The organism is Comamonas sp. Z3 (genome assembly GCF_008121565.1).
GTDB lineage: Bacteria > Pseudomonadota > Gammaproteobacteria > Burkholderiales > Burkholderiaceae_C > Comamonas > Comamonas brasiliensis.
Map to the genome: position 1 here is coordinate 58,950 of NZ_VOQU01000012.1, position 14,065 is coordinate 73,014.

Below are 14,065 nucleotides of genomic sequence, written 5' to 3' on the forward strand. Positions count from 1 at the left end.
CGCGCTAGAGCGCGTTCTCGTAGAGCCAGGGCACATCCATGATGCGCCCCCCCAGAGCGCGCAGCGACAGATCGCGTCCCCAGCGCAGCGGCCCTGTCGCATGGAAGATGCGGCCATTGCGCAGCGAGCGCTCCTGCACCCTGGCATTGCGCTGCCAGCGATTCAGCGCATAGCGCCGCAGACGCAGGCTGACGTCCAGATCATGCATGGACAGAGCGCTTTGCAGTTCGGCAGCATCCTCGATGGCCATGCCTGCGCCCTGGGCCAGATAGGGACGCATGGGATGGGCGGCGTCGCCGAGCAAGGCCACCAGACCCTGCGCCATCTGGGCCTGTGACGACAGCGGCTGGCGGTCGGCCACCGGCCACAAGCGCCATTCGCCACCTCCACCCGGCACATGCTGCACCAGATCCTGCAGATAGCCACAAGTGCCCTGAAGCTGCTGCAGCAGGTCGGGCAGATTGGCGGAATGGTCCCAGTGATCGAGATCCTCAGGCGCCGGCCCCTGGACGATGATCACCAGATTCTGCAGCTCTCCCCGGCGCACGGGGTACTGAATCGCGTGCAGCTGCGGCCCCAGCCATGCCGTGACCTCGCTGGTGCGCAAGCGCTTGGGCAGATTGGCCTGGTGCACCATGGCACGATAGGCCAGATGCCCTGTCACTCGCGGAGGTCCGTCGCCCAGCATCTGGGCCCGCATGGCACTGCGCACGCCATCGGCTCCGATCAGGGCATCGCCCTCGATGAGCTTTCCCGAGCTGGTGCGGATGGTGACCACGCCGTCCTGCTCGCTGTAGCTGCTGACGGCCTGGTTGAGGTTGAGGTGAACCTCGGCCAGACCCTGCAGGGTCTCCAGCAGGATCCCGTGCAGGTCGGCGCGATGAATGGTGAGATAGCTGGCCCCGTAGCGCTGCACCATATCCACGCCCAGTGGCAAACGGCCCAGCTCCTGCCCTGTCACGGCGCTGCAGGCACGCAAGGCCTGGGGGGACGCCACGACCTGCTGCAAGGATCGCTGCAGCCCCCAGGCCTGAAGACGGCGCACCACATTGGGCCCAAGCTGAATGCCGGCCCCCACTTCCGAAAACTGCGCGGCACGCTCGAACAAACGTACCCCCCAGTCGGCACGTACCGCCCCTATGGCAGCGGCCAGACCACCAATACCGCCACCTGCAATCAACACCTGCTTGTTCATGGACTCTTATTGTGCCGCCTAGTCAGCTGCATCGACGAGAACTCCGATTTGCGCTGCCGCAAACTTTGCCCCATGAAAAAAGCCCGCCAAGGCGGGCTCTTTCAACGTGCGCAAGCAGATCAAATAGCGAACTTTTCACGGTCCTGGTCTGCAATCCACTTTGGCGGCTTGCCGCGGCCGGTCCAAGTCTGACCCGTTGCAGGATCACGATACTTGGGAGCCACCTTGGCGCCAGCATTGGCGGAAGAGCGCGCGCGAGCGGGAGGGAAAACATCTTCAGCAGTCAAGCCGTACTCAGCAATCAGGCCACGCACCTTGCTCACGGCTTCGGCCAGTTCACGCGAACGGGCTTCATTGATTTGCTGTTCCAGCTCTTCTCTCTGCTTCAGGAGTTCCTTGTAAGTGCTCATGATTTGCGCTTCTCGGTTGATTAAAGTGGATTCATTATAAATGCGGGAATTTCAAATTCATCTTTTTCCGAGTAAGCAAAAACCACAATTCAAAATATTTATAAAATGCAACCATGTGTTAATAAATAGCTATTCACTCCGAGGAACCGCCAATATCTTGTCGCTGCCTTGCCCATCCATATCAACGACTTCCAATATCCCTCGCCTGCACCAGACCTTCTCGCGCGGAACGTGCAAATGACCGCTCTCAGCGATGAATAAACCGGCCAGCGTGTTATGGATGCCATTGTCTTCATCGGGCAATACCCGAATTGCCAGCCTGGCCTTCAATTCGGCGACAGGCATCAGATCAGCCTGGACCCGTCCTCTCTTCGGGTTGCCCAGGCCCTGGCGTCCTCCATTGAGCGAGGCTCTCCGGTAATCGCCTCCCGCAAATCACGCGGCGTCATGATGCCCTGAACCATGCCATATTCATCAACCGCAAACACCATGCGTCCTGTTTTGGCGCGCAGCTGACCGAGCAGAGCTCCATCCCGGTCAGGGCTTCAGGCAAGAATGCAGAAGCCAGCACATGCTCTCTCGGCAAGTTGCCTGATCTCTCGCCCAGCGACAGTAGCCTGGACAGGGTGAGATGCCCAGCACCTCATCCAGCGAACCACGATCTACCGGATACCAGGAATGCCCGCCCATCGCCCTGCCTTCGGCGCAGGCATGCAAGCCTCAGATATCGTCATTCCGCCACCCAATCAATGCACATCGGCGCGGCGGACCATTAAAGATGTGAGATATCCATCGTCTAAATGCAAAACATTGCGCACCATCTGGTGCTCATGTGCCTCAATCCAACCCGCTTGGCGCCCCTCTTCCATACTGGCCCGATTTCCTGCTCGGTCACCGTCGTGCTGGCAGATTCACCAATACTGAGCAAAGTCAAAATGACATGCGTAGAAAATGCCAACAAACGCACAAAGGGCTTTGCCACAGAGGCAACCCAGGCCATAGGTCGCATCGCCAATACCGAAACCGGCTTGGGATGGAGCTGCCCTATACGCGCGGCAAGCAGTTCGTCGAAGATAATCGTTATAAATGTAATAGCAGTTACGACGATAGACGTTGCCGAAATGGCGGAAACCCTTTCCGATATTCCCAGCGATACCCGCCAAACTGCCAGCCCTTCGCTGAAAGCAGCCTTGCCCAAATTCCGTTGGGCAGCCCGATGGAAGTAATCCCCACTTGCACGGACGACAGAAATTGCGTGGGGTTATCGAGCAGTTCCAGCGCACCCTGCGCGCCCTTGTCCCGCCTGCGCCAAAGCCGGCAATCTGGCCTTGCGACTGGAGTCCCATGCCGATTCCGACATTGAAAACATCCCGTTGGGCAGCGCCAGCAATGCAATCAGCAGAAAATCCATGACTGTCCATCAGAAAGAAGACCATGGCACTTTACTGTATCGGGGACATTCAGGGCTGCGACGACGCTTTCGAGCGCTTGTTGCAGACCGTGGATTTCTCCGCAAGTCGGGACACACTTTATGTGCTCGGCGACCTTGTCAATCGCGGCCCCAAATCCGCCGAAGTATTACGCCGCTGCATGCAGGCCGGCGATGCCATGCGACCGCTGCTCGGCAATCACGACCTCCATCTGCTGGCCGCAGCCCAGGGTCTGCGCCGGCAAAGCAGGCGCGACACATTGGCCCAGGTTCTGAGCGCACCCGATTGCGATGCCCTGCTGCACTGGCTGCGCCAGCAGCCCCTGGCTCGCCTGCATGTCAATGCCTCGGGCGAGCAGTGGCTCATGGTGCATGCCGGCGTGCTGCCCCCATGGAGCGTGCAGGACGTCATGGCCTTGAGCGCCGAAGTCGAGACCGTGCTGCAATCCGCCGGACACGCGCGCTTTCTGCAGAATATGTATGGCAACCAGCCTGATCGCTGGTCCGCCGAGCTGCAAGGCGACGACCGGCTGCGCTGCGTCGTCAACGCCTTTACCCGTCTGCGCTTTTGCAGTGCCGACGGCGTCATGGACTTCGAGAGCGCGGAGTCCGCCGATCAGGCACCTGAAGGCCTGATGCCCTGGTTCGATGTGCCGGGCCGGCTCACCGCCGGTACGCCCATGGCTTTCGGCCACTGGTCCACGCTGGGCCATGTCAACCGGCCCGATCTGATGGCCATGGATACCGGCTGCGTCTGGGGCGGCTGCCTCAGCATGATGAAAATCGGCGAGCGCATGGACGAACGAGAGCTGATACAGCTGCAGTGTCCGCAGGCCCAGGCACCCGGCGCCAAGGGATAGAGCAAAGAAAAACGCCTGCATCCGGCAGGCGTTTTCCTGGGGCAATCACCCAGTGCTCAGGAAGCCACGACAGGCGCTCTGAACAAGGCTGCGACCTTGCGCTTGGGCTTGATGCTCGCGCTCTTGACCGGGGCAACATGCGTGCTGTCCCAGGATGCAGTCTCGCCGGCGCTGCTGGCCTCATAGGGCCTCTCGAAGAATGGGTCCGCATTGGCAGGACGCGGGGCCATGCGCGAAGGACGGTGTGCATAGCCGCCACGGGGCGCTGCATCGAACTCGCGTTCGCGACGTGGGCGATATTCCTCATCGCTGCGGCTGCGCCGTGGGGGGCGCAAGTCCAGCATGGGCGCGGGTTCGACGTCGATCTTCTTCTTGATCAGCTTTTCGATGTCGGCCACATTGCGGCTGTCATGGTCGGTCACCAGCGTCACGGCCAGACCCGATGCGCCGGCGCGACCGGTACGGCCGATGCGGTGCACATAGTCTTCGGCGTTGAAAGGCACGTCGTAGTTGAACACGGCGGGCACATCCTTGATGTCCAGACCGCGCGCGGCCACATCGGTACAGACCAGCAGATCCACCTCGCCGGCCTTGAAGGCTTCCAGTGCCTTCAGGCGTTCGTCCTGGCTCTTGTCTCCATGCAGTGCGCCGGCGCGCAGACCGTCACGCTCCAGGGCACGCGTCAGGCGCGCACAGCCCAGCTTGCTGTTGGAGAAGATGAAGGCCTGGCGAATGTCGCGCTCCTTGAGCACGGAACGAATCGCGTAACGCTTGTCGTCATCCGAGACCTTGTAGAAGCGCTGCTCCACGGTGGAGGCCGTCTCATTGGGTCGTGCCACCTCGATCGTCACCGGATCCTGCAGATAGCTGCCGGCCAGCCGCTTGATCTCCGGCGAGAACGTGGCCGAGAACAGCAGCGTGGTGCGGCTCTTGGGCAGATAGGAGAGGATGCGCTGCAGATCGGGCAGAAAGCCGATATCCAGCATGCGGTCGGCCTCGTCCAGCACTACATATTCCACCTGGTTGAGCACCACATTCTTGGCTTCGATGTGGTCCAGCAGACGACCTGGCGTGGCCACCAGCACCTCGACGCCTTTTTTCAGCTCGAGGGTCTGGGGTTTCATGTCCATGCCACCGAAGACCACGGTGCTGCGCAGCTTGGTGTGCTTGGCGTACAGGGCAATCTGTTGTGCCACCTGATCGGCCAGCTCACGCGTGGGCAGCAGCACCAGGGCACGCACCGGATGGCGGGCAGGCGATGCTGAAGCGTTTTCATGGCGCATCAGGCGCTGCAGCAGGGGCAGGGAGAAAGCCGCCGTCTTGCCAGTGCCGGTCTGGGCTGCGCCCATGACGTCCTTGCCGGTCAATACCACCGGAATGGCCTGCGCCTGAATCGGAGTCATGGACTCATAGCCCATGTCGGCCACTGCGCGTGCCAGGGGCTCAGCCAAGTGAAGATTGGAGAAAGAGCTTGTCATTGAGAGCGCTATTGTCGCACCGAGTGGGTTTTTCGCGTTGGCTTTGTGATTTTCTGCAGACGCAAAGCCTTCGCCCCCTCTGTTTGCGGGCAAAAAAAGCCTTGCCAATATCCCGTGCAATCTATCGGGATAACCCGGATTTTCACATTCTGCCGCTCCAAAAACAAAGGCGTGTGACAAAGCACACGCCTGCCGCCAGGCAGCTTGTGACTCAAAGCGACTGGGCCGAAAAGGTGTCGCAGGCCTTGACGCTGCCGGTCTTGTAGCCCTGGGTGAACCAGCGCACACGCTGGGCGCTGGAGCCATGGGTAAAGCTGTCGGGACGCACCGTGCCCGTGGCTTCACGCTGCAGCTTGTCGTCGCCGATTTGCTGGGCGGCATTCACGGCCGACTCGATATCGCCCTGCTCCAGCCAGCTCTTGGCCTGCTGCGACTTGTTGGCCCAGATGCCGGCCAGACAGTCGGCCTGCAGCTCCAGGCGTACGGACATGGCGTTCTGCTCACGCTCGCTGACACGACCGCGCATGGCATCCACCTTGCCCGAGATGCCGAGCAGGTTCTGCACATGGTGTCCCACCTCGTGGGCCACCACATAGGCACGCGCGAACTCGCCGGGCGCGCCCAGCTGACGGCTCATGGTGCTGAAGAAGTCCATGTCCAGATAGACCTTGCGGTCACCCGGGCAGTAGAACGGCCCCATGGCCGACTGCCCCGTGCCGCAGGCCGTGGGCGTCACGCCGGTGAACAGCACCAGCTTGGGGTTCTGATACTGGGCACCGCCTTCACGGAAAATCTGGGCCCAGACATCCTCGGTCGAGGCCAGCACCGTGGAGACGAACCTGCCGCCCTGGTCATCTGCTGCGGGACGATGGGCGGGAGCCTGCTGCACCTGGGGCGATCCGCCGCCAGAGAGCACGCCGATGGTGGTCAGCGGATTGATGCCGAACACGCCCCAGCCAATCAGCGCCAGCACCACCGTGCCGATGCCTATGCTGCGGCCACCAATGGGGAAACCACCGCCGCCACCGTCTCCACGGCGGTCTTCGACATTGTCCGACTCGCGGTTACCTTCCCATCTCATGGTGCGTTCTCCTTTGCTGTGTTGCACGCGGCCTGTGCCGGGTGGCAATATTAAGGGCTGGGGCTGCGACCGAAGGTATCAAGCTGTGCTTTTGCCGCACCGGTCAAGCTGCAGTGCAGCATTGTTGACGTTTGGTCAGGTTTTCAGCGGCCGGCAGGCACGGGTATCAGGTTCACGCCCGGCGTTCCCGGTGTGGACTGGGGCTGGTTGCGGGCGACCTGCTCCTCCACCACATCGACCATGCTCAGAAACAGGAAAGCCACTGCCAGCAGGCCGACAACGGCCAGGACGGCCGATGCCCAGAGCCTGGCGGAAGAGGATTTGCGCGGCGTTGCCGCCTGCTGCTGGGTAGGCTCATAGGACGCGGCCGAGCCGCCATCCCGCCAGACCGGCTCGACAGGACCGCGGCTGGAAGGCGCTTGTGTCCAGGTAGGGTCCTTGCGTTGCCCGGAGCGGGAAGAAAAGCCAAACATGAGTGCACAGAATCGATGAATAAGACAGTGGCTATTGTGCGCGCTGCCAGCCCTTGCTCCCGGCGTCTATGCAGCGACCTGCTGTCGGCCAACACCGGGCCGGGCTTGCAATTCTGTAAGCTCGAAGCCCTGTCCGCTGCCCTCATACGACTGCCCATGAATGCCCTGACCCAGCCATCTACAGCGTCTCTCGATGCCAACGCTACTGCCGCACTGCTGCCATGGACCGCCCTGGCCGATGAAATCGAAGCACTTTTGCTCCAGCTGCAAAACAGTGGCGGTGTCACTGTTCCGCCACGCATCGTCATGCCCACGGCTGCGGACAACTGTCTGTTCTGCATGCCGGCCACCGATGGCCAGGTGGCCATGACCAAGCTCATCAGCTTCACGCCCGGCAATGCCCAGGCGGGCAGACCCACCATTCAGGGCGATATCGTGGTCTTTGACGCGGCCACCGGAGAGCGCCAGCTGATTCTGGACGGTCCCACCGTCACGGCCAGACGCACCGCCGCCGTCTCGCTGCTGGCAGCACGCCGTCTGGCCCCCAGGCCTGAAGGCGCACTGCTCATCGTCGGCGCCGGCGTGCAGGGCAGCGCCCATCTGCAGGCCTTTGCCCAGGGCCTGGGCACGCAGGAAGTCTGGATTCACTCGCGCAGCGCCCATAGTGCGCAGCGGCTTGCAGACCAGGCCCGCGACCTGGGTCTGCAGGCACGCATCGCCGATGACCTGGAGGAAGCTGCCCGGCACTGCCCGCTGATCGTGACCTGCACGCCCGCACAGGCCGTGGTGCTGCACGAGGCCGCGCGGCCCGATGCCTTTGTCTGCGCCGTGGGTGCCTTCACCCCCAAAATGGTGGAACTGGCTCCGGCGCTGTGCCAGCGCTTTCTGCGTGAAGGCCAGATCGTCGTCGACACCGAAGATGCGCTGCACGAGGCCGGCGACCTGCTGCAGGCCCGCATTGACGTCAGCACCCTGCCCACACTGGCCACCGTGGTGCAGCACAACTGGTCGCGCCCCACGACCCCTGTGCTCTTCAAATCCTGTGGCTGGGGCGGCTGGGATCTGGCCGCCACACGCCTGGCACGGCGCCAGCATCAGCTGAGCCTCCTCGTTTAAGCCGCTTCCACACGCTCATTTATCAGAAGCATCAATCCTTTGATAAATAAGCGCCAGAGCGATTTTTCGTGATTCCCCGCTGATCCCCCTCCCCCGCCAAAGGCAGCGGCCGACCTTCTGATTTGTCTCTCAGGTGACAAACATCAAAAAAGCGGTTTTAATAATACTCAGATTGAGTATAAATATTTAACAGCACAACTCAGGATGGAGACGATGACGATCAAAACCGTGGAATTCGACCAGCCCGCACCGGGCAGCAGCACCCAGTGCAGCACAGGCCAGGCCTGGGCCAGGGTGCTGCCGCCGCAGGACCGCCAGCAGCAGCGCGAAACGGCACAGCGCATCAAGGCCTTGCTCAGGGAACGCAATGCCGTCATGGTCGCCCACTACTACGTGGACGGCGCACTGCAGGATCTGGCACGCGATACCGGAGGCTGTGTGGGCGACTCGCTGGAGATGGCGCGCTTTGGCGCCAACCACCCGGCCAGGACCCTGATCGTGGCCGGAGTGCGCTTCATGGGCGAGACCGCCAAGATCCTGAGCCCCGAAAAAACCGTGCTCATGCCCGACGGCGATGCCACCTGCTCGCTGGATCTGGGCTGCCCGGCCGACGAATTCAGCCGGTTCTGCGACGCCCATCCCGATCGCACCGTGGTCGTCTATGCCAATACCAGCGCCGCCGTGAAAGCCCGGGCCGACTGGGTGGTCACCTCGTCGGTAGGACAGGACATCGTGGCCGCCCTGCATGCCCGCGGCGAGAAAATCCTCTGGGCGCCCGACCGCCACCTGGGCAGCCATATCCAGCAGCAGACCGGCGCCGACATGCTGCTGTGGCAGGGCAGCTGCGTGGTCCATGACGAATTCAAGGCCGACGAGCTGCAAGCCCTGGCCAACGCCCACCCCGGGGCCGCGATTCTGGTTCACCCCGAATCGCCTGCCGCCGTCACGGCGCTGGCCGATGTGGTGGGCTCCACCACCCAGCTGATTGCCGCCGTGGGCAAGCTGCCCACCGACAGCTTCATCGTCGCCACCGATCAGGGCATTCTTCACGATATGCGCCAGCGCTATCCGGGCAAGCGCTTTCTCGCAGCCCCGACGGCGGGCACGGGCGGCAGCTGCAAAAGCTGCGCCTTCTGCCCCTGGATGGCCATGAACAGCCTGCCCGGCGTGGAGAGGACGCTGCAGCAAGGCAGCGGCGCCATCGAACTGGATGCGGCGCTGGGCCGGGCCGCCCGCAAGCCCATTCAGCGCATGCTGGACTTCGCGGCGGCACAGCGCCAGCCGGTACGCGCCAGCGGCGAACTGGAACGCGACGCGGCCCTGTTCCAGAACTTCGGTCCGGCCTGAGCGAGGACAAGCACCATGCCCCAATCCCCGACCGGCAGCGATGTGCTCATCATCGGCTGCGGACTGGCCGGCCTGACGCTGGCGCTCAGCCTGCCCAGCAGGCTGCGCATCACCGTGCTCAGCAAAAGCCGTGCCGACGAATGCGCCAGTGCCTGGGCGCAAGGCGGCATTGCCGCCGTGCTGGACCCCGCCGACAGCCTGCAGTCCCATGTGCAGGACACGCTGATCGCCGGCGCCGGCCTCTGCGACGAAGCTGCCGTGCGCCGCATCCTGGAGCAGGGCCCCCAGGCCATCGCCTGGCTGCAAGCCCTGGGCGTGCCCTTCAGCACCGATGCCGAAGGCCGCCTGCACCTGACGCGCGAAGGCGGTCACAGCGCACGGCGCATCGTGCATGCGGCCGACCGCACCGGGCATGCCGTGCACCAGACCTTGCTGCAGGCCTGCCAGCGCCTGAAGCACATCACCTTGCTGCAGCATTGCAGCGCCATGGAACTGCTGCAGGACGCTCAGCAGCGCTGCGTGGGCGCCAGCGTGCGCAATGCCGATGGCCAGCAGCAGAACATGCTGGCCAGCCATACGGTGCTGGCCACGGGCGGCATGGGCCAGATCTACCCCAGCACCACCAACCCGGCCACGGCGACCGGCGACGGCATCGCCATGGCCTGGCGCGCGGGCTGTGTCGTGCGCGACCTGGAGTTCATGCAGTTCCACCCCACGGCCTTGCAGGTGGGCGGCCGGTCCGTGGGCCTGGTCTCGGAAGCGCTGCGCGGCGAAGGTGCCCTGCTGTGCCTGCCGGACCGGCACGGCCAGCCTGGCGAGCGCTTCATGCTGCGCCACGACCCGCGCGCCGAGCTGGCGCCGCGCGATATCGTGGCCCGTGCCATCGATGGCGAAATGCGTGCCCACCAGTTGCCCCATGTGCTGCTGGACATCACACACCGCAGCCGCGACTGGCTGACCCGGCATTTTCCGGGCGTCATGGCGCTGTGCGCGCAGCACGGCATAGACATCGCCACCCAGCCCATTCCTGTCGCGCCCTGCGCCCACTATGCCTGCGGCGGCGTGCAGGCCCATGTGGACGGCCGCACCGCCGTGGCCGGGCTGTGGGCGATTGGCGAGGTGGCCCGCACCGGCCTGCATGGCGCCAATCGGCTGGCCAGCAACTCGCTGCTGGAATGCGTGGTCATGGCCAGGTCTGCCGCCCTGCGCATGGCCGAGCAGCCACTGCACAGGCCGGCGGCGATTCATGACAGGCCGCGCAAGTCCGGCAAGAGCCTGAGCGCTGAAAGCCAGCAGGAGATGCGCCAGGTGCTGCAGCAGCTCATGCTGCACAACGTCGGCATCGTGCGCAGCAACCACAGCCTGATTGCGGCGGCCAAGCAACTGGTGCTGTGGCGCGCTCAATGGCGCGGCGCCGACCCAGCACTTCGCAACCAGCTGGCGCTGTGCAGCCTGATGGTGGACGCAGCGCTGCAGCGCCATGCCAGCGTGGGCGCGCACTGCAATCTGGACTGGCCGGCGCTCGAGGCGGCAGCCGCCTGACCCCGCCCAGCAGCCTCGCTGGAAAGCAAAAAGCCCGCTGTATCCGCAGCGGGCTTTTTTGGCGAAGCAACAGGTTTCAGGCCTTGGGCAGGGTCACGCCATGCTGGCCCTGGTACTTGCCGTTGCGGTCCTTGTAGCTGACTTCGCATTGCTCGTCGCCCTGGAAGAACAGCACCTGGGCGCAGCCTTCGCCCGCATAGATCTTGGCCGGCAAAGGCGTGGTGTTGGAGAACTCCAGCGTCACATAGCCTTCCCACTCGGGCTCGAAGGGCGTCACGTTGACGATGATGCCGCAGCGCGCATAAGTGCTCTTGCCCAGGCAGACGGTCAGCACGTCGCGCGGGATGCGGAAGTACTCCATCGTGCGGGCCAGAGCAAAGCTGTTGGGCGGAATGATGCAATAGTCACCCTCGAAGTCGACAAAGCTCTTCTCGTCAAAATTCTTGGGGTCCACCACCGTGCTGTGGATATTCGTGAAGACCTTAAATTCGCGGGCGCAACGAATGTCGTAGCCATAGCTTGAAGTGCCGTAGCTGATGATCTTCTTGCCGTCGACCTGGCGCACCTGGCCAGGCTCGAAAGGCTCGATCATGCCGTGCTGCTCCGCCATCTGACGGATCCATTTGTCGCTCTTGATGCTCATTAGAAGTCCTGTATCGCTTGATTTTTCATAGCGTTGTGCGCTCACAAATCAAGCGCAAGACCGCTATTTTGCTTGAGAAACAATGGTTTGCTCAATCAGGCGGTCATCTCCGAGGATGATCATGGCAAACAGCAGCTCGTCCAGATTGCGCGCCTGGGCCGTCTTGCGCGCCAGCAGCGGCGTGCAGCCGGGGTTGATGACGACCAGATCGGCCTCGCAGCCGGGCTGCAGATTGCCGATCACGCCCTGCAGACCCAGCGCGCGCGCAGCGCCTGCCGTGTGCTGCCACCACAGGTTCTGGGGCGACAGGCTCTGGCCCTGCTTGGCATGGCCCTCGCGCCCCACCACATAGGCGGCCTGCATGGTGCGAAACGGCGAGAAGCTCATGCCGCCACCCACGTCGCTGGCCAGGCCGTAGAGCATGCCGGCCTGGTCGGCCTTGAGGTAGTCGAAATAGCCGCTGGCCAGAAACTGGTTGCTGGTCGGGCTGATGGCCGCTGCCGAGCGCGTGTCGTGCATGAGCTGGCGGTCGGTTTCGTCGAGCCAGATGCTGTGCGCATAGACGGCGCGCTCGCGCATCAGGCCGAAGTCGTCATAGACGGCCAGATAGCTGCGCGCGGCGGGGAACAGCTCCTTGACCCAGGCAATCTCGTCCAGGTTCTCGGCCACATGGGACTGAATCCAGACATCGCCATACCTGGCTGCCAGCTCGCCCGCACCGCGCAGCTGCGCTTCGGTGCTGGTCGGTGCAAAGCGCGGCGTGATCGCATAGCCCAGGCGGTCCACGCCATGCCAGCGCTGGATCAGCGTTTCGGTGTCGATCAGGCCTTGCTCGGTCTCGTCGCGCACGCCATCGGGGCTGTTGCGGTCCTGCAGCACCTTGCCGGCAATCATGCGCATGCTGCGCTTTTGCGCTGCCGTCATGATGGCATCCACCGAGGTCGGATGCGAGGTTGCAAAGGCCAGCGCCGTGGTCACACCGTTGCGCAGCAGCTCGTTCATGAAGAAATCGGCCACGCCATCGGCATATTCGCGATCGTGAAAACGCGACTCGTGCGGGAAGGTGTAGTTCTCCAGCCAGGGCAGCAGGCCAGGGGCCGGCGCGCCGATCACATCGGTCTGCGGGTAGTGGATATGCAGGTCGACAAAGCCGGGTGCCAGCAGCCTGCCGGGCAGGTGAATGACTTGCACGCCTTCGCGCTCGAGATACTGGTCGGCCAGCGCCTGCCAGCTGCCCGCAGCCACCACACGCTGCACGCCCGCGGCATCGGGAGCAATCGCCAGCAAGGCGTCGGAGTCATAAACCGCTTGGCCGTCATCGGCGAAGCGCAGCAGGGCACTACGATAGATTTTCATGGACCAGAGCTTACGCGCCCGCTCTCGCCTGCGGAACACGGCAGCGCTTATAGAGGCTATACGGCTGCGCGCAGGCCAGGGCTTTCGCTATCAATAACAAAGCTTGTTTCGCTTTCTAGTCATTGAATTCAATGCCATTTATATCTGAAATCAAGTATCAGAAAGCGATAGAAGCTAGCATTTTTGCTAGTTCGACAGACCTGAAACCAGCGTCGCCCCCCTTACCGCAGCCGCGCCACTAGGCGGCGCAGCTTCTGGCCACGGCCAGAAAGGCGCGCACCGCGGGCGAGTTCTCGCGCTCGCGGTAGGCCAGCGCCATGTGCACGTTTTCCTTGAAGTCGCGCAGCGGCCTGAAGGCCACGCCCGGCTGATTGAGCAGGCGGTTCGACTCGGGCAGCACCACAATGCCATAGCCCGCGGCCGCCAGGCTGGTTGCCGTGACGAAGTCGTTGACGCGATAGGCCTCGCGAGCCGAAAAACCGGCCGTCTCGGCCAGCCGCGCCAACACCTCGGCAAAGCCTTCGCTTTCGTTGATGAACTGCGGCGCAATAAAGGTCTGGCCGCGCAGATCGGCCACGCTGATGGACTCATGGCGTGCCAGAGGGTGGTTCTCGGCCAGCGCCACCATGAAGGGCTCGCTGTGCACGATGACCGCCTTGACACCCTCGGGGTAGCGACGGCGCGGCCGCAGCAGACCGGCATCGATCTCGCCCTGCTGCAGCGCCTGCAGCTGGCGCGGCGTCTCCATGGCCAGCACCTGCATATGCACCTGCTCATGGCCGGGGCGGAACTGCGTGAGCATGCGCGCCAGCACACCCGAGGTCACGGACGAGGAGATATAGCCCAGCTTGACATGGCCGCTCATGCCCTGGGCCGCCAGCTGCCCGATCTGCTGGGCCCGCTCCATATGGCGCAGCACGGCCACGGCTTCGTCATAAAGCAGCTCGCCCGCATCGGTCAGCGTGATGGGCTTGCGCTTGTTGCGCTGCAGCAGGCGCACGCCCAGCTGCTGCTCCAGCTGCTGCACCTGCACGCTGACCGCAGATTGGGCCACGCCCAGCTTGTCGGCGGCACGCGAGAAATGCAGCTCCTGGGCCACGGTGACGAAGTGCTCGAGTTGGCGGTAGCTGAGCAT

The 14,065-nt window shown here is 63.4% G+C and carries 12 protein-coding genes and 1 pseudogene; 4 read left to right on the forward strand and 9 right to left on the reverse strand.

The features are described from left to right. Positions 1 to 4 precede the first annotated feature (4 nt). From FSY59_RS26530 to FSY59_RS26540, 3 genes and pseudogenes are all read right to left on the reverse strand, one after another. Positions 5 to 1,195 (reverse strand): FAD-dependent monooxygenase, encoded by a 1,191-nt coding sequence (locus FSY59_RS26530; protein ID WP_003052531.1) that lies wholly within the window; start codon positions 1,193 to 1,195, stop codon positions 5 to 7. 119 nt (positions 1,196 to 1,314) lie between these two features. Then, complete coding sequence (locus FSY59_RS26535) at positions 1,315 to 1,605, reverse strand: H-NS family nucleoid-associated regulatory protein (RefSeq protein WP_003052529.1); 291 nt, start codon at positions 1,603 to 1,605, stop codon at positions 1,315 to 1,317. A gap of 129 nt (positions 1,606 to 1,734) precedes the next feature. Next, a pseudogene (locus FSY59_RS26540) lies at positions 1,735 to 3,016 on the reverse strand (hemolysin family protein). Between the two features lie 23 nt (positions 3,017 to 3,039). Between FSY59_RS26540 and FSY59_RS26545 the strand changes: the two are divergent. Further along, a complete protein-coding gene (locus FSY59_RS26545) occupies positions 3,040 to 3,894 on the forward strand; it encodes a symmetrical bis(5'-nucleosyl)-tetraphosphatase (RefSeq protein WP_003052528.1) in 855 nt (284 codons plus the stop codon). Between the two features lie 56 nt (positions 3,895 to 3,950). Here FSY59_RS26545 and FSY59_RS26550 read toward each other — a convergent pair whose 3' ends face one another. The 3 genes from FSY59_RS26550 to FSY59_RS26560 all read right to left on the reverse strand — a co-directional run bounded on the left by FSY59_RS26550 (position 3,951) and on the right by FSY59_RS26560 (position 6,926). After that, positions 3,951 to 5,372: a DEAD/DEAH box helicase gene (locus tag FSY59_RS26550; protein WP_148729992.1), complete on the reverse strand. Its 1,422-nt coding sequence runs from the start codon at positions 5,370 to 5,372 to the stop codon at positions 3,951 to 3,953. 211 nt (positions 5,373 to 5,583) lie between these two features. Then, positions 5,584 to 6,453 (reverse strand): neutral zinc metallopeptidase, encoded by an 870-nt coding sequence (locus FSY59_RS26555; protein WP_003052522.1) that lies wholly within the window; start codon positions 6,451 to 6,453, stop codon positions 5,584 to 5,586. Between the two features lie 143 nt (positions 6,454 to 6,596). After that, positions 6,597 to 6,926, reverse strand: a complete 330-nt coding sequence (locus FSY59_RS26560; RefSeq protein WP_043374473.1) for a hypothetical protein — start codon at positions 6,924 to 6,926, stop codon at positions 6,597 to 6,599. Positions 6,927 to 7,082: 156 nt separating this feature from the next. Here FSY59_RS26560 and FSY59_RS26565 point away from each other — a divergent pair, with 156 nt between their 5' ends. The 3 genes from FSY59_RS26565 (at position 7,083) to nadB (ending at position 10,931) form a co-directional block, all read left to right on the forward strand. Next, a complete protein-coding gene (locus FSY59_RS26565) occupies positions 7,083 to 8,042 on the forward strand; it encodes a delta(1)-pyrroline-2-carboxylate reductase family protein (protein ID WP_019043600.1) in 960 nt (319 codons plus the stop codon). A 204-nt stretch (positions 8,043 to 8,246) separates the two neighbouring features. Then, complete coding sequence (gene nadA, locus FSY59_RS26570; protein ID WP_019043601.1) at positions 8,247 to 9,389, forward strand: quinolinate synthase NadA; 1,143 nt, start codon at positions 8,247 to 8,249, stop codon at positions 9,387 to 9,389. 15 nt (positions 9,390 to 9,404) lie between these two features. Then, positions 9,405 to 10,931: an L-aspartate oxidase gene (gene nadB, locus FSY59_RS26575; protein WP_148729993.1), complete on the forward strand. Its 1,527-nt coding sequence runs from the start codon at positions 9,405 to 9,407 to the stop codon at positions 10,929 to 10,931. A 76-nt stretch (positions 10,932 to 11,007) separates the two neighbouring features. Here the strand turns inward: nadB and dcd are convergent, their stop codons facing one another. The 3 genes from dcd to FSY59_RS26590 form a co-directional block, all read right to left on the reverse strand. After that, positions 11,008 to 11,574, reverse strand: coding sequence for a dCTP deaminase (gene dcd / locus FSY59_RS26580; protein WP_050872019.1), 567 nt, complete (start codon positions 11,572 to 11,574; stop codon positions 11,008 to 11,010). Positions 11,575 to 11,637: 63 nt separating this feature from the next. Beyond that, on the reverse strand, positions 11,638 to 12,930 hold the full coding sequence (guaD, locus tag FSY59_RS26585; RefSeq protein WP_003052509.1) for a guanine deaminase: 1,293 nt from the start codon (positions 12,928 to 12,930) through the stop codon (positions 11,638 to 11,640). Between the two features lie 238 nt (positions 12,931 to 13,168). After that, the gene (locus FSY59_RS26590; RefSeq protein ID WP_012839484.1) at positions 13,169 to 14,065 is read right to left on the reverse strand and encodes a LysR family transcriptional regulator; all 897 of its coding nucleotides are present in this window, start codon (positions 14,063 to 14,065) and stop codon (positions 13,169 to 13,171) included.